This is a genomic window from Cryobacterium sp. TS_SC_7 (genome assembly GCF_056156285.1).
In genome coordinates this window covers 2,083,321-2,101,678 of the sequence record NZ_CM149589.1, presented here as the reverse complement: position 1 = coordinate 2,101,678, position 18,358 = coordinate 2,083,321, and the positions used below count along the sequence as shown (strand labels likewise).

Sequence of the window (18,358 nt, the reverse complement as noted above, 5' to 3'; positions counted from 1 at the left end):
GCGCATGCTCTATCGTGCGCCAGCCTCCACAACCTGCGCCGCGAGCCCCGGTCAGGCAGGCACCGGTTGCGCCTGCCGGCGTGCGCGCGTGGGGGCCGGTCCGCGGGGACTGAGGGCAGGAGCGGGCACGGGGCTTGCAGCAGGAGCCGCAGCAGGGTCGGACGCCCGAGCGGGTGCAGCAACGGACCGGCGTGCGGGCGTTGGCAGCGCGAGGGTGAGGATGCGCTCCAGGAGCACGGGGGCCGCGTTGCGCCGGAAGGACAGCACGACCCGGGCCTCGTGCGGGTTCTGCCCGGCACGCCCGGCAAGGTGTGCCGCGCCAGCGGCCCGAACCTGCCCGGCCGCCGGGCGACCAGCGCCACCCACCGGGCCGTCCGGCTCCGCCAGCTTGGCGAAGTGGGTCTGGCCGCGGCGCGGTCCGGCGCTCAGGTCCACGCAGACGCGCAGGGTCGGCGCGCGCTCCGAGTCGAGATCGCCGGTCGCGAACGCGACGGCGAGCGAGTTGGGCAGGGCGAAGTGCCGGGTGCTGAACTGCTTGCCGCACTGCGTCAGGCAGGTTCCGAGCATGGCGGCCAGCGCCTGCTGGGTCAGTCCCGACGACGAGGCCAATTCGCGGCGGTGGGTTTCGTCGAAGGAGTGCGGGGCGGTCGCGTCGAGCGGAACGAGGGTGACCGGCCAGCTGGCCGCGAACACGTCAGCGGCGGCCGTGGGATCGGCGGCGATGTTGGCCTCCGCGAACTTGCCCGCGTTGCCGGGAGCGAAGACGGCGCCGCCCATGATGGTCACCCGGCGCACGAGCCGGGGCAGTTCCGGGTCGAGGTAGAGCGCTTCGGCGAGGTTCGTCAGCGGGCCGACCGTGATGACCTCGAGCCGCCCCGCGTGCTCGTGCGCCAGCCGGATCAGCAGTTCCGTCGCCGATTCCTCCACCGGACTCCGCCGTGACCGGGGCAGCAGGACGTCTCCGATTCCGTTGCGGCCGTGCATGTGGGTGGCCCCGCGCCGGGACACCCCGCTCACCGGCTCGTACGCTCCGATCGCCACCGGAACGTCATCGCGTCCGGCGGTCGCGAGCAGGCTCAGGGTGTTCGCCGCGGCGACGGCCGGGTTGACGCATCCGTTCACCGTGCCGATTCCGACCAGACGGATGCCCGGCGTCGCGAGCAGGAAAGCGAGCGCCAGCGCGTCGTCGATCCCGGTGTCGCAATCGAGGTAGATCGGGCGGGGCTGGGGAGCCAGTGTGGGAGTCATCGTCGACCATCCGTCTCATCGTTCGTGTGCGGGAGAGAAGTGCAGGGGTTCATGCGCCGATCCTCGCGGCAGGGCGCAGAACGAGGGAGGCCAGGAACGAGGCCAGCGTGAGGCCCACGGAGATCCACAGGGCCGTCCGGAATCCGGTGACGGTTCCCGCAGCCACGACCGGGGCGACGAGGGCGATGCCGACCCCGATCCCGATTCCGAAGCAGGCGCCGTTCAGGCCCGGGAGGGCCCCCCGGGCCTCGGCCGGGGAGTTGAGCACGGAGACACCGTTGACCGAACTCTGGAACAGGCCGAGGTAGAAGACGCCCATCACGATCAGCAGGCCGAAGATCGCCCAGCGATCCATCGCGAACACGGCGATGGCCACCGAGATCAGCGCGATGACGCCGCTGCTCAGTCGCAGGGACGTGATCCAGCCGATCCGCACGGCGACCCAGCCGGAGAAGATCGCCGCGGTGACGCCGAAGAAGGCGGTGGGGGTGAGGTAGAGCAGGGCCGACATCGACGCGGACAGCCCGTAGCCGACCTGCGTGTTCTGGCTGAGCAGGACCAGGGTGAAGTTGACCGCGGAGTAGACGCCGGCGAGGGTGAAGACGGTGGAGAGCAGGAGCGGCCACACCTGGCGCGAGCGCAGCGCGTGCACGGGGATGAGCGGGTGCCGGGTGCGGGCTTCGATCATCACGAAGACGACGGCGCTCACCATCGCCCCGAGGAGGTACGCGATCGTCAGCGGGTCGGACCAGCCGGCGGCGGAGATCTGCGCGATCAGGCTCGTCAGCAGGACCAGGAAGAGGGACAGGATGCCGGCGCCCCACCAGTCCATCGACCCCTGCTGGGTGCGCGGCTCATCCTGCGGCACGAAGAAGGCGACGCAGCTGATCGCGACCAGCCCGAGGGTGAGGGTGATCACGAACAGGAACCGCCAGCCGATGGTGTCGGTCACGAACCCGCCGACGAACCCGTCGACGCCGAACAGTCCGCCGTTGACGGAGGTGATGATGCCCACCGAGATTCCGAACAGGCGGCTGTTCAGCCGTTCCGACAGCAGGAGGAAGGAAATGGTGAAGGTGGCGTTGGCGGCACCCTGCAGCACCCGGCCGATCAGCAACATCGGCAGGCTTGGGGCGAGGGCGCAGATCACCGTGCCGATCAGCACCATCGTCAGCACGATCACGAGACTGCGCTTGCGACCGAGGAAGTCGCTCCAGCGGGAGAAGACCATGCTGAAGACCGCGCCGGCGAGGAAGAACACCGACTGCACGCGGGCGATGTCCTGCATGCTCTCGCCCAGCTGCCGACCGACGGCCGGCAGCGCGGCGGAGAGCAGCGTGGCGTTCAGCTGGAAGGTCAGGATCGCCAGGACCAGGGTGCCGATCAAGACCCCGGCAGACCGGGGAGCCCGCGCACGCACCGCGACCGGAGCTACTTCGGGGGAACGTACGAGCATGAAAAGACTCCTTCATTGGAGCAACCACAAGGTCGACACGCTCAGTGTACATGCTTGTTATACAAGATCGTGAGATGGCGCGATATGCTCGGAGAAACGACCGGGGGAGACACATGGATCGACGCACCGAGGCGGCCCTGGCGGGTCCGCTTGAGACCGCTGGAAGCCTGCCGCTGCGGGTGGCCGTGTACTCCCGCATCACCGAGGCGATCCGCGACGGATCCCTCCCGGTTGCCTCCCTGCTTCCCTCGGAGTCCGAGCTCGGCACGGCCATGGGGGTCAGCCGCACCGTCGTGCGGGAAGCCCTCATGCTGCTGGAGGAGGACCGCTTCGTGCGCTCGCGCCGGGGGATCGGGCGCTTCGTCGCCGACCGGATGCCGCACCTCGGGTTGCAGAAGATCCGCCCGATCGAGGAACTCCTGCGCGAGACCGGCCCGGCCGTTCTCGTGCGCCGCACCCAGAACGCGCTGCAGTCCGAGTCGCCCGCGTTCACCGCCGACGCCATCGGCATCCGTCCCGACGAGCCGTCGTGGTTCCTGGAGAGCGTCATCTCACGGGACGGCGCCCCCATCGCTCTGATCCAGGAGCACGTTCCGGCCGCACGGCTGACCGAACTCGGCGAGGCCGCGGTGGCGGCGATCGCCCAGGGAGGCGCCGATGCGGGGGTCGGCGGCGCGGCCGATGCGGGAGTCGATGACGGAACAGCGGATGAGGTGAGCGCCGAGCGCAGCGCGCTCGCCGCGCTCATCGCGGTGCTCGGCCCCACCTTCGGACCCGGCGAGACCGACATCACACTCGGCGTGCCCGGCAGCACCCGGGGCAAGCTCCTCGGACTGCCAGCCGGCAGCCCCGTGCTCATCCTCACCCAGACCCTCGAACTGCACGGCCAGCCGTTCTACCTCTCCAAGGCCCTGATCAATCCCGACTTCGTGCAGCTCACGATCAGCCACACCGCACAGTCCTGAGCCGACGGCCGGAATCCGGTGCCGGCCCGCGCCGGTGCTACCGTAGCGCCGACACGTTCAGCGCGATCGCCTTGAAGTTCGCGATCCGCTGCTCGTAGCGGGCGGCGAGAACGATCAGCAGGATCCCCCCGGCACCCAGCCACAGCCACCACGGCACAGCGCCGTAGGCGAGCGAGATCCACGGCCACAGCTGCGCCACGCCGTGGATCAGGAGCACCACGGCCCCGATCACGAACGGCGCCTGCAGCTTGCGCACCAGCCCGACCACGATCACGACGGTGGCGACCACGCCCAGCAGAACGATCCGCCAGAGTGCGCTCTCGGTGACGTCCTGCAGCATCGAGGGCACCAGGAGCACCAGCAGGCCGGGGGCGAGCCAGGGCCAGCTGCGGGCGCGCGGCACCGCGTCGAGGTGCAGCCATCCGCTGGTCAGCAGGGCGATCGCGAGCGGCACGGTCACGATTTCGATCGTGTCCGGTGTGCTCCAGGCCGCGCCGGCAACCACGGCCGCCGCGCCGGCCCCGATGGACACCCAGGCCACCACGCGGCCGGGCCGGCTGTCGTCGAACCAGAAGGCCGCGACGTGCAGGGCGGAGAAGGTGAAGACGAGCAGGATCACCCGGATGGTCGCCAGCGGCGCGAAGCCGAGCGCGACCACCTCGGCCGCGAGGGTGGCCACGATCGCCAGAACGATCAGGCCGTAGCCGCAGCGGAGGGCGGCATCCGTCGACGGTGCGGGGTCGTCGTGCTCGGCGCGGCGTGCGGCGGTCACCAGGCAGGCGGCCGCGGCGACCACGATGAGCAGGGTGGGAAGCAGCCAGGCCTCGAGGCGGGCATCCGGGCCACGGGGCGACTCCTGCAGCAGCGGCAGGATGCGGGCCGCAGCCGTGATGCCCACGGCGGCCAGTCCCATCCCGACGGCCGGCCAGGCGGCGGCGTTCCAGCGCGGTTGCCGCACCAGGACGGCGCCGGCCACGGCCAGGGCGCCGCCGAGACCGAGCACGAGGATCGGCCGGAGCAGGTCGGAGCTCGTGCCGCCGGCTGTGGCGATCGCGCTCGGCAGCAGGGCGAGGGCGAGTCCGGCGGTGACCCAGAGCGAGGCCGTCCGTCCGGTTGCCACGGACGCCGCGCTCGCAGGCCCGCTCGCCTGCGCGCCCGGCTTCGCTGGCGCGGGAAGCAGTCGCCCGAGCACGAGCGCCACGCCCACCGGCACGGTCGCCAGCTCGAAGGGGTCAGGCGCGGACAGGGTCCAGCCCGCGAGGACGGTCAGACCGGCGGCGCCGATGCAGACCCAGCCGAGCATCCGGCCCCCTGGGCTCAGGTCCGAGCGCAGCACAACCAGGTGCAGAGCGGCGAAGACCGAGGCGAGAACGGTCACCCGGATCGCGGCGAGCGGTTCGTGGCCGAGGGCGGACACCTCGGTCAGGAGGACGCCGCCGATCGCGAGGATCAGCAGCCCGTAGCCGAGGCGGGTGGCGGCGGCATCCGTCGGCTGGTCCGGCGCTCGGTCGGCCGCTCGGCGGGTGACGACCGTGAGGGACGTGCCGACGGCGGCGACGAGCAGGGCGGCGGGCAGCAGCCAGGCCTCGAGCAGCAGGGTCGGGCCGGCGGGCACCTGGCCGAGCAGGACCAGGATGCGCGTGGCGGTAACGATGGCCACCGCGGCCAGACCCACGAGCACGGTCGGCCGCGCCACCAGGCTCCACCGCGGGTGCTGCACCAGGAGCGCCCCCGCCACGGCGAGGGCGCCGCCGAGGCCGATCACGAGGATCGGCCGGAGCAGGTCGCCGGCAGCCGTCCCGGTGCCGACGCTGACCGCGCTCGGCAGCAGGCCCAGGGCCAGACCCAGGGCGATCCACCACGAACCAGGCTGAACGCCGGCGACGGATGCCCCGGCCGCCCGGTCGCGCACGGCCAGCAGTCGGCCGAGCACGAGGGCGACGCCGACCGGCACGGTGACGAGTTCGATCGGCTCGGGGCCGACCGCGGCCAGCGCGGCGAGCACGGCGACACCGGCGGCGCCGATGGCGACCCAGCCGAGGGCGCGGCCCTCGACGCTCCGGTCGAAGCGCACCACGGCGACGTGCACGGCGGCGAAGATCCAGGCCAGCAGGATCACGCGGGGCTCGGCCAGCGGTGCGTAGTCGAGGGCGAGCAGCTCGGTGAGGAGGCCCGCGACGAGGGCGAACATGAGCACGCCGTAACCGAATCGGCGCCCGCGGGCTGCGGTTGTTCCGGGTGCCGGCGGTGCGGGTGCCGGTGCAGGTGCACGTGCCGCCGTCGCTGCCTCCTTCGCCACCGCCGCGATGGCGCCCGCGCCGATGCCGAGCAGCAGCAACACGGCGGGAAGCAGCCAGGCCTCGAGCCGGGTGTCCGGGCCGAGCGGGCCCGTTCCGAACAGCGACGTGAGGCGCGCCCCGGCAGCGAGCACGACCGTGAGCGAGCCCACGCCGAGCGCGGGCCAGGCCAGGCGGGCCCTCTTCGGGCGGGACAGCAGGAATGCTCCGCCGAGGCCCAGGGCCCCGCCGAGGGTCAGGGTGAGGATCGGACGCAGGAGGTCCTCGTTCGTTCCGCCGACGAGCGCGCTGGGCAGCAGGGCGAGGGCGAGCCCGGCGGTGATGCGCCGCGCCGCCGCGGAGCCCCGGTGTTCTCCGGGCACGGCAGGGGCACCGGGCACGGCAGGGGCGCCGGGCAGGGCGGGGGTGCCGGGCGCAGGCCGCCCGGCAAGCACCTGGCCGACGACCACAGCGAGGGCGAGCGGAACGGTCACGAGCTCGAACGGCTCGGTGGCCCCAGTCAGAACCGAGCTCAGCGCGGCCACGGCGGCGAGGCCGGCGGCGGCCCAGCCGACGCCCGCCGTGAGCGGGGCACGCGGTCGCCAGAGGGCGAGCACGTGCGTCAGGGACAGCGCCAGCACGAGCACGGATGCCCGCACGCCGGTCACGCCGTCGACACCGTTCCCGGCCCCGGCGAGGGCGCTGATCTCGGCGATGGTCACCAGCGTGAGGGCGAGAACCAGCAGGGCGCCCGTGGCGAGCCGCCGGGGTCGCCGGGTGGCGGCATCCGTCTGCCGGGCCAGCAGGAATGACCCGGCGATGACCGTCGCGAGCGGCAGGAGCCAGGCTTCCAGCCCGGCGTCGGGCACGCCGGGGTCGCCGAGCACGGTGGCGGCCTGCACGATGCTGGACAGCACGAGTCCGGTGGCGCCGGCTGCGGCAGCGGCGGCAAGGTAGGCCGAGCGCGGCGGCGTCCAGCGCAGCAGGCCGGCCCCGAGCAGCAGGACGGCGGAGATCGACGCCACCGATACCGCGCGGAGGGGTGCTTCGGTTGCCGCGGCCAGCGCGAGCGGCGCGATCGCCACGAGGAGACCGGCCAGGGTGAGCAGCGCGGCCACCGGGCTGGCTGCCGCAGTGCGGTCGACCCGGCCGTACCGGCGGATCAGCACGGCCAGCAGCAGGAGCATGCCCGCGACCGGCAGTACGAACGGTTCCGGTGCCTGGGTTCCGGCCCGGGCCAGGCCCAGCCAGAGACCGGCGATGCCGAGCGTGAGGGCCACCCAGCCCAGATGGCGGCGGGGAGACCGGGAACCGAACAGGCCGTCCGGGGCGATGGCGGTGAGGAGGGCGGTCACGCCGGCCAGGAGCAGCATCAACCAGCCGAGCGGATGCGCCACCCCGAGTGCCCACATCGTGCCGGGCACGAGAATGAGCGCGGCTCCGGACTCCAGCCCGATGCGGTCGCGGTTCCGGCCGCTGAGCACGCCCAGCGCGAGGGCGAGGCCGCAGCCGAAGAGCGCGGCCGTGGGAACGAGGAGGAGGGGGGCATCCGTCGTCGTCGTGAGGGCACGGGCGATGCTCCAAAGCAGGAGCAGCAGCACCGGAGCCACACCGACGGCGGCAAACATGCGCGGGACGGCCAGGATCTCGCGGGTGGTGGTGGTGGTGGTGGGTGTGTCGGCCGTGGCCGTGGCCGTGAAAACCGCGCCGGTCGCGCGGTTGCCGCGCAGCAGCAGCCAGAGCAGGAGTGCGGCGAACAGCACGGCCGTGTGCACGATGCCGGCCGTCGGCGCACCCTGGAGCAGCGTGGCGCGCTCGGCCGCGGACAGGTCCTCGGCGATCGCCGTGATCGGCAGGCTGAACGCCACCACGGTCGGGGCGAGCAGGGTGAAGAAGGCCCAGTGGCGGTCGGGCCGGGTGAACAGGCGGAGCGGGAGTGCCACGAGCAACTGCAACAGGCCGGTGGCCAGGGTGAGGGCACGTGCACCGTCCACCAGAACGCCGGAGACGGAGCGCGCCTCACCCCGGGTCAGCATGTCGGGCAGGGCGACGGCCGCGATCAGGGTGAGTACGATCGCCCCGGCCAGGAGGAGGCCGCGGGCAGAGGTCGCGTCGGCAGCGGTGGTGCGGGCGATGAGCAGCCGGGATCCCAGGAGCACGGCGATCGCCGCCACGGACCCGATCCACCAGATGCTGCTGCTCTGCCAGCTGATCAGGTAGCCGAGGCCGATGGCGACCACCAGGAACGATCGCACCACCACTCGGAACCGGCCGAGCGAGACTCGGCCGCGATGCTCGAGCAGGAGCACCCCGAGCGAGAGGAACCCGAGCAGAACGTAGATCAGGGTGACCGGCAGCGTCGCGCCGGCGAACGGCACGGCGAGCACCGCGATGGCCAGGAACAGCCAGGCCAGAACCCGGCGGCGTGCGGGCAGGATGCCGCCGACCTTCCAGGCGAGTCCCAGCAGGAGTCCGACGGCGGACAGGGTGCCGATCGCCCAGGCGCTGGTCGCCTCGACCGGGGGCAGCGCTGCCTCGCTTGCGATACCGCGGGCGAGCGAGACGAGAAGAGGGAGGGCGGCGAAGGAGACGACGAACATGCCGAGGACGGCGGCGCTGAGCGCGGCGGTGCCGCCGCCCACGATGAGCGCGGTGCGCGCCGGGCCGGCGCTGCGGCGCCGGGCGAGGAACTCCGCGCCGAGAGGGACCAGGGTCGCGACCACGAGCGGAACGGTGATCATCAGAGTCAGATCGCCGGCGCGGGAGGCCACCAGGGGAACGATCGCGGTGACGGTCAGGGCGGCGAGGCTGGCAGAGAAGTACGCGAAGGCAGCGTAGGCCGGACCGGTGTCCGCGCGGCGCAGCACGAGGAGCAGGTGCACCACGGCCGTGACCGTGACGGTACCGAGGGTGAGGAACGGGGCGACGGTCGAGTCCGGGCTGACGAACGCGCTCGTGAGGGTGGCGAGCACGAGTGAGACACCGCCGAGGCTGAGCACGGTGACGCGTTCGGGCACGCGGTCGGCCGATGGCCAGAAGCGGCGCGCGGTGGGGTCGCCGGCGGGTGTGGGTGCGGTTGGGGTAGCGGTAGCGGATGCGGTCGGGGTAGCCGGCGCCGGAGCGGCGTTCGCCGCGGTCGGAAGGGGGTCGGCGGCATCCGTAACGGCGGAGTTTTTCGCGACCGGCGGCATCCACTGCCCCGGGATGCGGCGTGTCGCCGAATTCTCCTCAGTTGCGTCGTCCGCGGGGCCGCTGGCGGCACCGGCGGGGGTGCTCGCGGAGGGGCCGGAACCCGGCCTTGCCAGGGTGAGCGGATGCAGCAGCGCTCCAACGGCGGCGCCGAGGAAGCCGACGAAGAGGCGCAGCGGCTCGTCCTGACCGGAGGCAAGCCCGGCGGCCAGCAGTCCGAGGCCCGGTGCCGCGGCGGCGAACCCGGCGACGCTGGCGACCCGCAGCCCGGACAGGGCGTGCCAGAGGAGGAACAGAGCCGTGCAGGCCACCAGAGTCGTGCCCCAGTAGATGGGCCAGTCGGCGGAACCGAGGCCGAACAGATCGTTCTGCCGCAGGGCCCAGGCGTCGAGAAGCACGAGCACCACGGCCAGCACGCCGATGCCCTCGGCGGTGGCGACGAGGCGTTTGCGGCGCAGCACGCCGCCTGTGATGAGCGCGGCGATGGTGGCTGCGGCGATGATCGCCGAGCGCACCTCGAGTCCGGCGAAGATCCAGGTCACCGTGAGGAAGAAGATCGCCGCCACGGAAACCAGGGTGACGCCGACGAGAAGGAGCAGCACCTGCACGCTCGACCGCCTGGGTGCTCCGGGAACGGATGCCGCAGCCGCCGGCCGCGCAGCCGCCGGAGGCTGCGCAGGCGGGAACCCGGGCCGGGACGCTGCGGGCACGGTGGCCGGTATCGCAGCCGGCGCGGCCGGCGGCCAGGCTGCTGTCGACCGGGGAGGAGCGGGTGGCAGTGGTGCTGCGGTCGACGTTGGGGACACTGCTGGAGCTGGAGCTGGAGCTGGAGCTGCAGCCGCAGCCGGAGTCGGAGTCGGAGCCGGACTCGGTGCGGCAACCGCGGTGGGCGCAGGCGCTGCCGGCGCCGTCATCGCAGGCGGCGCTGCGGGTGCCTCGACCGGAGGTGTCACACGCCGCGCCGCCATCTGAGCTTCGGCGACGTCGAAACGGATGCGCCCGATCAGCTCCCGGCGGCGGTCGAGGGAGGCGGCGGCATCCGTGGACGCGGTCAGCAGAAGCGCCGAGGCCGGGTGTCGCAGGTCGAGCCCGCACGTCGAGCAGACGGCGGAGCGCAGCAGGGCGCGGCAGGCAGGGCACCGCGTGGTGTCGGTGAGCTCGGCGGCGCTGCGCGGCCAGATGACGTTGCCGGCGAACTCCGCATAGGAATCGCCTGAATCGCCTGAATCTGTTCGTGACATCGTGGCCCCTCGCTGGATGTGAACGTCCCCAAGGCTACTGGGTAGTCGTCCATTCCCTGCCCGCAGGGTCAGTCGGCGGAATACGCGGCCGCACGTGCCCGCGCACAAGCCGGCCGGCCTGCCTCCGCGGGGCCCGTGCCTGCCTCAGTCAGAGCCGGTGCTCAGCCAGCCAGTCCACGAGCACGCGCTCGAACTCCTTCGGTCGTTCGAGGTTCGGCAGGTGCGCAGTGTCGCGGAATGTGCAGCCAGTGACGGACGGGAGCGTCGACAGAAGGTACTCGTATTCGGCCAGGTGCGGGGTGAGGTCGAACTCGCCGACCGTGGCGAGCACCGGCACCTCGATATCGCTGACCTGGTCGAAGGCGGGCGGCTCGAGCGGAATCGGCGTCGGGGACTCCTCCGAGTGCGAGGCGTTGACGCGGCCCAGCGCATAGGCCGTGGCCGTGAATTCGGCGTCGAGGTCGGCCTCCTTGCGCAGCGGGCCGAACGCCCAGAGCGCCACCTCGAGGCGTGCGAGCTTGTGCCAGTCCTGGGCGTCGAACGCGGCATCCATCTCGTCGAACCGGGTGTCTTCGAGGTCGGTCAGTTCGATTTCGGGGAACCCGCTGGGCCCTGCTCCCACGGTCACCAGGCCGTTCACGCGGTCGGGACTCTCCGTCGCCAGGTCGATGGCGGTGCATCCACCCCGCGAGCATCCGATCAGCGTCGCCGATGCCACTCCGAGGTGGTCGAGAACCGCGCGGGCGTCATCGCGGGCGGAGAATTCCACGTCCTCGCTGGTCGTCTGGCCGCATCCGCGGCTATCGAAACGGATGACGAAGTGGCCGGCGGCCAGCGCGTCGATCTGCGGGTCCCACATCCGCAGGTTCGCGATGCCGGCGTGCAGCAGAAGGAGAGCTGGTGACGATACGTGGCCTGCCGTCTCGTAGTAGAGCGACGCGCCGGGAACGGTGAGGTGAGGCATGCTTCAGCGTAGGCGTGCGGTGGGTGCCGCGGCAAGGGAATGCTGCGTCCGGCAGCCCTGGGTCACGTCGTCACGTCCGCGAGCATCCTTTCACGTCTGCAGCGGGCCGGAACGGATGCGGGGCGAGGCACAGTTTTGCCGAGACTGCGTGGATCCGATTGCCTAGGGTTCATGGGACTTGAGTGGTCGACACGACCGAGCAGCGGATCAGACGCCGGTTGGATGGCCGAGCTCCGAGCCAGGGTCATGCGACCGGACCTCGAACGGCTGGGGCTCTGGGACACCGGACGGGTGCGAACACGTTTCCTGGATGCGTTCGCCCCGGCGCACACGGTTGTCATCCAAGTCAACGGTGACGATGTCGGATTGATCGCCGTCCGGCCCGAAATCGACGCGCACTGGATTGAGCATTTCTACCTGGAGCCTGAGCATCAGGGGCAGGGGATCGGCGGCGCCGTTCTCCGTCAGGTGATGGACCGGCACCGGGACCACCGCCCCTTCCGATTGAACGTGTTGCAGGCCAGCCCGGCGCGAGTCCTCTATGAACGGCACGGTTTCGTCTTCGACCACGAGGATGCGGTCGACGTCTTCTTGGTGGCACCGGGTTCACGGTGAGGGAACAGCACTGATCCCGGTCAGAACGGCGCGGGTTCGGATGCAGCGTCGGAGTCGGGCTCCGTGGGTGGTGGCGCCGGAGCCGGCGTCGGGTTCGCGGCCGTCGATGCCGAGTGGATGATCGTGGCCGGCTCGCTCACGAACGTGCGGCCGGTCGGCGATGTCCACTCCAGCAGCCCGTCGCCGAGATGCTTCACCCGCCACCCGGTCTCGCTCTTGAGCGCATGACACGCCCGGCACAGGTGCGCGAGGTTGTCGTGCGCGGTCACACCGTCGAACTGCCAATCCACGGAATGGTCTAAATCGCAGTGCGCGGCCGATTTGTTGCAGCCCGGGAACCGACACGTTTTGTCGCGCACCCGCAGCAACCGTTTCAGGTCTTTCGGCACCTTGTACCGGTCCCGGCCGACGGAGAGCACGGCGCCTGTCTCGGGGTGCACCAGGATGCGGGTGAAGCTCGGCGCCCCGGCCGCGATCTGCCGGGCCGTGTCCGGGTCGATCGGCCCATAGCCCTCCAGGAACCCCGGCTCGTCACTGAGCCCCATCAACGTGAGCATCGGAACGGTCACATTCACCGCGCCCCGGATGCCCTTGCCGATTCCGGACGGGGTGACCCCGTCGAGGATCACGTCGGCGAACACATCGGCCGTCAACTGCGTCAGCGTGCGTTCCTCGCCCGCGCCCTGCAGGCTCAACGCGGCCAGCGTGACCCGTTCGAACGCCCCGGCGACCTTCTCCGCACTGTCATAGAGCGTCAGTGACGCCATGCCGTCGGGTTCGGGCTCGAAGAACACCGCCCGGTCCCGCACCGACTTCTGGTGCCGGGCCCTGATCGTCTCCGGGTGCAGTCGTTCCCGCAGCAACCTCGCCCGGTACTTCAGCTTCGACGCCGTCACCGTGCCCGCCGCACGCAGCACCGCCGCCTCGAACGCCGGCTTCGCCTCCTCGGGCACCGACCAGGCCTGATTGATCACCGCCCGCGCATGCTGATAACTGATCTCCCCGGCAGCCAACGCGACCCGGGTCGCGGGGAGCTCGACGGCCAGGGCCCGGCTCTCCGCGATCAGGTTCTCCGCCGTGCGCCGCGGCACCCGGATCGTGCACGCCAACTCACTCACGAACTCCCGCTCCGCGACCTCCGCCGCGTCCCACCGCGACCCCGGCAGCCGCACGGCCGCGTTCGCCCGCGACTGCCCGAACCGCCGGCCTGCCTCGACCAGCTCCGCCCGCCGCGCAAAGGCCTGCGCGATGGCCCGCTCGGCCTCCGCGATCGCTTCGAAATGCGCCGCGAGAGCCTCCTGCTCGGCAATGAATGTGGGCTTCATGAGACACACGCTACGGGCACCCACCGACATTCCCCGCGGCATCCGCCCGGCTCCGAGCGCACTGTGGATAACCCGATCAGACCCGCATTGTGGAGGAAGGGCCGGGCGCTGAATCGCGCCGAGAGACGGTGCCGGGCACGCGTCTCAGGAGCGAACGCCCTGAGCCAGAGCCGGTTGCGCCCAGGCTCCTGTGTCGAGGGTGCGGGCGATGGCGTGGATGGCCTCAGGCACGACGCGGTAGTGCACGCTCATCCCGTGACGCTCCTTGGTGAGGATGCCGCTGGCCTGCAGTTTCTTGAGGTGGTGACTGACGGTGGGCTCCGACAGTTTCACGACCGGGGCCAGGTCGCAGGTACAGGCCTCCTGGTTCGGCTGGGCCAGGAGGTAGGCCAGCAGCTGCAGGCGCACCGGGTCGGCCAGGGCCTTCAGGCGCACCGCGAGGGCGATCGCATCATCCAGGTCGAGGGTGGCACTGTTCCCCAGCGTGCCGCAAGAGATCGGCGTTACGTCATCGAGCAGCGGAAGCGTTTTGGGCATAAGAACAGTCTGGCACCTTCTTGACAGATATCAAAGAGGTCGCCATACTTTGAATTAGATGAACGTCGAATGATTCAAGGAGCAGTTGTGAGTATCGCCGAACGGATACCGGTCACCACGCGTGGCCGGGTCGGAATCCTGGCCGCAGGGGCGGGCCTGTGGGCACTGGCCTACTGGGTCAACGAATGGCTCTGGGACGTGGTGCTCTACGACGCGTTCGGTATGGATCCCGAGAGCCGGATCACCGAGACCATCCACTTCTTCATCTACGACTCGCTGAAGATCCTGCTGCTGCTGGCCATCATCATCTTCGCCTCCACCGTGCTCCGCTCCTTCATGAGCGTCGAGCGCACCCGCACCTTCCTCGGCGGCAAACGCGAAGGGGTCGGCAACATCCTCGCCGCGGGCCTCGGCGTGATCACCCCGTTCTGCTCCTGCAGCGCCGTGCCGGCCTTCATCGGGTTCGTCGCCGCCGGCGTGCCGATCGGCGTCACGATGAGCTTCCTGATCGCCAGCCCCCTGGTCAACGAGATCGCCATCGGCCTGCTGCTGACCCTCTTCGGCTGGCAGATCACCGCCCTCTATGTGGTGTCGGGCCTCACGATCGCGATCGTGTCCGGCTGGATCCTCGGCCGCCTGCACGTCGAAAAATGGGTGGAACCCTTCGTCTTCGACGTGAAACTCGGCGGCGAGCTGATCGACCCCTCCCTCGGTCTCACTTTCGGGCAGCGGATGCAAATGGGCGTCGAAGAGGTCAAATCCATCATCAGGAAGATCTGGATCTACCTGCTGGTCGGCATCGGCCTCGGCGCCCTCATCCATGGCTGGGCGCCCGCCGAGTTCTTCACCACCTACGCCGGCCCCGACAACCCCTTCGGCGTTCTGATCGCGGTCTTCATCGGCATCCCGCTCTACTCCAACGCCGCCGGCATCATGCCGCTCGTCGCCGCCCTCTACGACAAGGGCCTCCCGATGGGAACCCTGCTCGCCTTCATGATGGCCGTCGTCGCCCTGTCACTGCCGGAAATGATCCTGCTGCGCCGAGTGCTCAAGCCCCAACTGCTCGCGATCTTCATCACGACCACCGGCCTCGGCATCATCGCCGTCGGCTACCTCTTCAACGCCATCCTCGCCTGACCCACCACCCCTGAAAGGAACCAATCCCATGATCATCAAGATCCTCGGCCCCGGCTGCGCCAACTGCATCAACCTCACCAAAGCCGCCACCACCGCCGTCACAGAACTCGGCCTCGACGCCACCATCGAAAAGGTCGAAGACTACGCAACCATCGTCGGCTACGGCGTGATGAGCACCCCCGCCCTCGTGATCAACGAGAAGGTCGTCGTCTCCGGCCGTGTACCGAACGTGGCCGAGGTGCGCACCCTCCTCACCGCAGCGAGCCGGTAGCACCACCGAGAACTCCTCCGGGGCAGGATGCGCATCGCACCCTGCCTCGGCACCACCAGTCCTCAAACTCCCCTTGGAGGCGATCAGAAGCTGTACATGTATTGACAGGGTCACGTTAACCGTTGTTCACCGCGCGTTCATACAGGCCGACTTCTATGAGTGAAGTCGTCCGACGGTCGGCAATCACACAGTTCACGTTCGGCGGCACGAGCCGCTAAGGAAAGGACCACGAAAGTGTCCCTGCTTTCTTTCAAGACCGCGAGTATCAGCGCAAGTGTTCTTGCCGCAACCCTGCTCCTCACCGCCTGTGGCGGCCAGTCCGCCGAAACCGGAACCGACTCGGGAGCCGGCCTGTCCGGCTCCGTCACCATCGACGGCTCCTCGACGGTTGCACCACTGAGTGAAGCCGCCGCGACCCTGTTCCGTGAGGTCGAGCCCGACGTCAACGTCACCGTCGCCACCTCCGGCACCGGCGGCGGCTTCAAGGCGTTCTGCGCCGGCGAAACCGACATCTCCGATGCCTCCCGCCCGATCAAGGACGAGGAAATCGCCGCTTGTGAAGAGGCCGGTATCGAGTACACCGAGATCGTCATCGCCAACGACGGCCTGTCCGTCGTCGTCAACCCGGAGAACGACTGGGCCAAGTGCCTGACCGTCGAGCAGCTCAAGACCATCTGGGGCCCCGACTCCGAAGGCAAGATCACCAACTGGAACCAGGTTGACCCGGCATTCCCCGACGAGAAGCTGTCCCTCTTCGGTGCTGGCACCGACTCGGGCACCTTCGACTACTTCACTGAGGCCATCAACGGCGAAGAGGGTGCCATTCGCACCGACTACAGCCCGTCCGAGGACGACAACATCACCGTGCAGGGCGTTTCGGGCAGCGCGGGAGCCATGGGCTTCTTCGGTCTGAGCTATGTCGAAGAGAATGAAGGCGTCATCCAGGCTGTTGAGATCGACGGCGGCGAAGGCTGCGTTTCCGCGACGCCCGAGACCGTGCAGGACGGCAGCTACCAGCCGCTCGGCCGCGAGCTGTTCATCTACGTGAACAACGCCGCTTACTCGGAGAAGGAGCAGCTGCGCACCTTCGTCGACTTCTACCTGGAGAACGAAGCAGACGTCGCTGAGGCGGCCCTCTTCGTCGGCCTGACCGATGAGCAGCGGACCACGGCACAGGACGAGCTCGCCTCACTCGGCTAGTCACACCCGCACATCAGCCATATCTGATCAATAGATTCAAGAAGGAGAGAGTGCGTTCATGAGCACACTCACCCCCGTTGGCGGCCCGGCTATCCAGCCGGGCCGCCCCGCGGTGTCCCTGCAGACCACTCGCCCCCGCTACGGCGAAGCTGTCGTTCGCGTGCTGCTGCGCGTCGCCGCGATCCTGACCGTTCTGGTCACGGCCGGCATCCTCGTAGCCCTCCTGGTTCCCTCGCTCGAGTTCTTCCGCTCGGTTTCCGTGACTGACTTCCTCTTCGGAGACCGGTGGGCACCTCGGTTCGCGGATGCCTCGTTCGGTGTGCTCCCGCTGGTCTCCGCAACCCTGTGGACCTCCGGCATCGCATTGCTCGTCGCCATCCCGCTCGGCCTCGGTGCGGCGGTCTTCCTCTCTGAGTATGCTCGACCGAGTCTTCGAAAGACGCTCAAGCCCATCCTGGAGATCCTTGCCGGTATCCCCACGGTCGTCTTCGGCCTGTTCGCCCTGCAGTTCGTTCAGGCGACAGTGTTCCGCGAGTGGTTCGACCTCAACACCGGCGCGTTCAGTGTGCTTGCCGCCGGGCTGGTGATGGGGGTGATGATCGTCCCGACTATCGCCTCGATCAGCGAGGACGCCATGTCCGCCGTTCCACTGGGAATGCGCCAGGGGTCCGCAGCACTCGGCGCGAACCGCATGCAGACCACCGTCCGGGTCGTCTTCCCCGCCGCTCTGTCCGGCATCATCGCGGCCATCGTTCTCGGCGTGTCCCGTGCCGTTGGAGAGACGATGATCGTCGCGATCGCCGCCGGCGGCCAGGCGCGAATGGTGACCGGCCCGCTCGAACAGGGTCAGACCATGACGGGGTTCATCGCCAACGCGGCACTGGGAGATTCCCGGGTCGGTTCCCTCGAGTACGACACGCTCTTCGCCGTCGGCCTCCTCCTGTTCCTCGTCACGCTGCTGTTCAACTTCATCAGTATTCGTTTCGTCAGTCGCTTCCGGGAGATCTACTAATGACGCTTTTGACAACCGGTCTCGGTGCGCACATCCGCAGCGCCAGCATCAAGGGCAAGGTCAAAGGCGGCGAGAACAGTGCCCGCTCGATTCTGTTTCTGATCGTCTTGTGGCTGAGCCTGTTCGTCTCGTTCGGTGTGCTCCTGACCCTGATTATCACCACGCTCATCGACGGTGCCGGCCGGATCGATTCTCGGTTGCTCACTGAGTACCCCTCCTCCACACCGGACAAAGCGGGTCTTCGCCCGGCGATCCTCGGCTCGATCTGGGTCATCGGGGTGACCGCCCTGCTCACCATTCCCCTCGGAGTGGCCGCGGCTATCCACCTGGAAGAATTCGCGGACCGCAAGAAGTGGTTCAACCGCATGATCGAGCTCAACGTGCAGAACCTCGCGGCTGTTCCGTCGATTGTCTACGGTCTCCTCGCCCTGGGGTTCCTTGCCCTGCTGGGTGTGCAGAACAAGAACATCGTCATCGGTGGCGCCCTCGCCCTGGGGCTGCTCGTGCTCCCCGTCATCATCATCTCCACCCGTGAGGCGCTCCGGTCCGTGCCGGTCGAGATCCGTCAGGGGTCGCTGGCACTGGGCGCGACACCCCTGCAAACCGTGTGGCGGCAGACCCTGCCCGCTTCCGTGCCGGGCATTGCGACCGGAGCCATCCTCGGCCTCTCCCGCGCGCTCGGCGAGGCAGCCCCGCTTCTTGTTCTGGGGGCTCTGGTCTTCGTCAGCTTCGACCCCAACGGTCTGCTCAGCGGCTACACGACGATGCCCATCCAGATCTTCAACTGGACCTCGCGCCCGCAGGTCGAGTTCCACGAACTGGCTTCCGCAGCGAGCATCCTGCTGTTGGGAATCCTGATCGCCATGAACGGCCTCGCCATCTTTATTCGTAACCGCTACCAGCAGCGCTGGTAATCGCCAGA

The 18,358-nt window shown here is 69.6% G+C and carries 13 protein-coding genes; 7 read left to right on the top strand and 6 right to left on the bottom strand.

All coding sequences use genetic code 11. The features are described from left to right. Positions 1–51 precede the first annotated feature (51 nt). Positions 52–1,248 carry a nucleoside hydrolase gene (locus AC0J5J_RS09615; RefSeq protein ID WP_474897742.1) on the bottom strand — a complete coding sequence of 399 codons (1,197 nt, stop codon included), beginning with the start codon at positions 1,246–1,248 and terminating at the stop codon, positions 52–54. A 49-nt stretch (positions 1,249–1,297) separates the two neighbouring features. After that, the gene (locus tag AC0J5J_RS09610) at positions 1,298–2,704 is read right to left on the bottom strand and encodes an MFS transporter (RefSeq protein WP_474897740.1); all 1,407 of its coding nucleotides are present in this window, start codon (positions 2,702–2,704) and stop codon (positions 1,298–1,300) included. A gap of 113 nt (positions 2,705–2,817) precedes the next feature. Here AC0J5J_RS09610 and AC0J5J_RS09605 point away from each other — a divergent pair, with 113 nt between their 5' ends. Continuing rightward, complete coding sequence (locus AC0J5J_RS09605; RefSeq protein ID WP_134425902.1) at positions 2,818–3,669, top strand: GntR family transcriptional regulator; 852 nt, start codon at positions 2,818–2,820, stop codon at positions 3,667–3,669. Positions 3,670–3,706: 37 nt separating this feature from the next. Here AC0J5J_RS09605 and AC0J5J_RS09600 read toward each other — a convergent pair whose 3' ends face one another. Further along, positions 3,707–10,375: an SCO7613 C-terminal domain-containing membrane protein gene (locus AC0J5J_RS09600; RefSeq protein WP_474897738.1), complete on the bottom strand. Its 6,669-nt coding sequence runs from the start codon at positions 10,373–10,375 to the stop codon at positions 3,707–3,709. Positions 10,376–10,523: 148 nt separating this feature from the next. Beyond that, on the bottom strand, positions 10,524–11,339 hold the full coding sequence (locus AC0J5J_RS09595; RefSeq protein WP_474897736.1) for an alpha/beta fold hydrolase: 816 nt from the start codon (positions 11,337–11,339) through the stop codon (positions 10,524–10,526). 222 nt (positions 11,340–11,561) lie between these two features. Here AC0J5J_RS09595 and AC0J5J_RS09590 point away from each other — a divergent pair, with 222 nt between their 5' ends. After that, positions 11,562–11,954, top strand: coding sequence for a GNAT family N-acetyltransferase (locus AC0J5J_RS09590; RefSeq protein WP_474897734.1), 393 nt, complete (start codon positions 11,562–11,564; stop codon positions 11,952–11,954). A 20-nt stretch (positions 11,955–11,974) separates the two neighbouring features. On the opposite strand, the gene AC0J5J_RS09585 is transcribed toward AC0J5J_RS09590, so the two are convergent. Together AC0J5J_RS09585 and AC0J5J_RS09580 are read right to left on the bottom strand one after the other, a co-directional pair. Continuing rightward, positions 11,975–13,279 carry an HNH endonuclease signature motif containing protein gene (locus tag AC0J5J_RS09585; RefSeq protein WP_474897732.1) on the bottom strand — a complete coding sequence of 435 codons (1,305 nt, stop codon included), beginning with the start codon at positions 13,277–13,279 and terminating at the stop codon, positions 11,975–11,977. Positions 13,280–13,423: 144 nt separating this feature from the next. After that, positions 13,424–13,816: a metalloregulator ArsR/SmtB family transcription factor gene (locus AC0J5J_RS09580; protein WP_474897731.1), complete on the bottom strand. Its 393-nt coding sequence runs from the start codon at positions 13,814–13,816 to the stop codon at positions 13,424–13,426. A gap of 87 nt (positions 13,817–13,903) precedes the next feature. On the opposite strand from AC0J5J_RS09580, the gene AC0J5J_RS09575 reads away from it, so the two are divergent. The 5 genes from AC0J5J_RS09575 to pstA all read left to right on the top strand — a co-directional run bounded on the left by AC0J5J_RS09575 (position 13,904) and on the right by pstA (position 18,350). Further along, on the top strand, positions 13,904–14,953 hold the full coding sequence (locus AC0J5J_RS09575) for a permease (protein ID WP_474897729.1): 1,050 nt from the start codon (positions 13,904–13,906) through the stop codon (positions 14,951–14,953). A gap of 28 nt (positions 14,954–14,981) precedes the next feature. Next, the gene (locus AC0J5J_RS09570) at positions 14,982–15,224 is read left to right on the top strand and encodes a thioredoxin family protein (protein WP_474897727.1); all 243 of its coding nucleotides are present in this window, start codon (positions 14,982–14,984) and stop codon (positions 15,222–15,224) included. Positions 15,225–15,458: 234 nt separating this feature from the next. Then, positions 15,459–16,424 carry a PstS family phosphate ABC transporter substrate-binding protein gene (locus AC0J5J_RS09565; protein WP_474897725.1) on the top strand — a complete coding sequence of 322 codons (966 nt, stop codon included), beginning with the start codon at positions 15,459–15,461 and terminating at the stop codon, positions 16,422–16,424. A gap of 58 nt (positions 16,425–16,482) precedes the next feature. Beyond that, a complete protein-coding gene (gene pstC / locus AC0J5J_RS09560; protein WP_134423934.1) occupies positions 16,483–17,436 on the top strand; it encodes a phosphate ABC transporter permease subunit PstC in 954 nt (317 codons plus the stop codon). Further along, entirely contained in the window at positions 17,436–18,350 is a 915-nt protein-coding gene (gene pstA / locus AC0J5J_RS09555; protein WP_134423935.1) for a phosphate ABC transporter permease PstA, read from the top strand. Before pstC ends, pstA begins: the two co-directional genes overlap by 1 nt. The last annotated feature ends 8 nt before the right edge of the window (positions 18,351–18,358 follow it).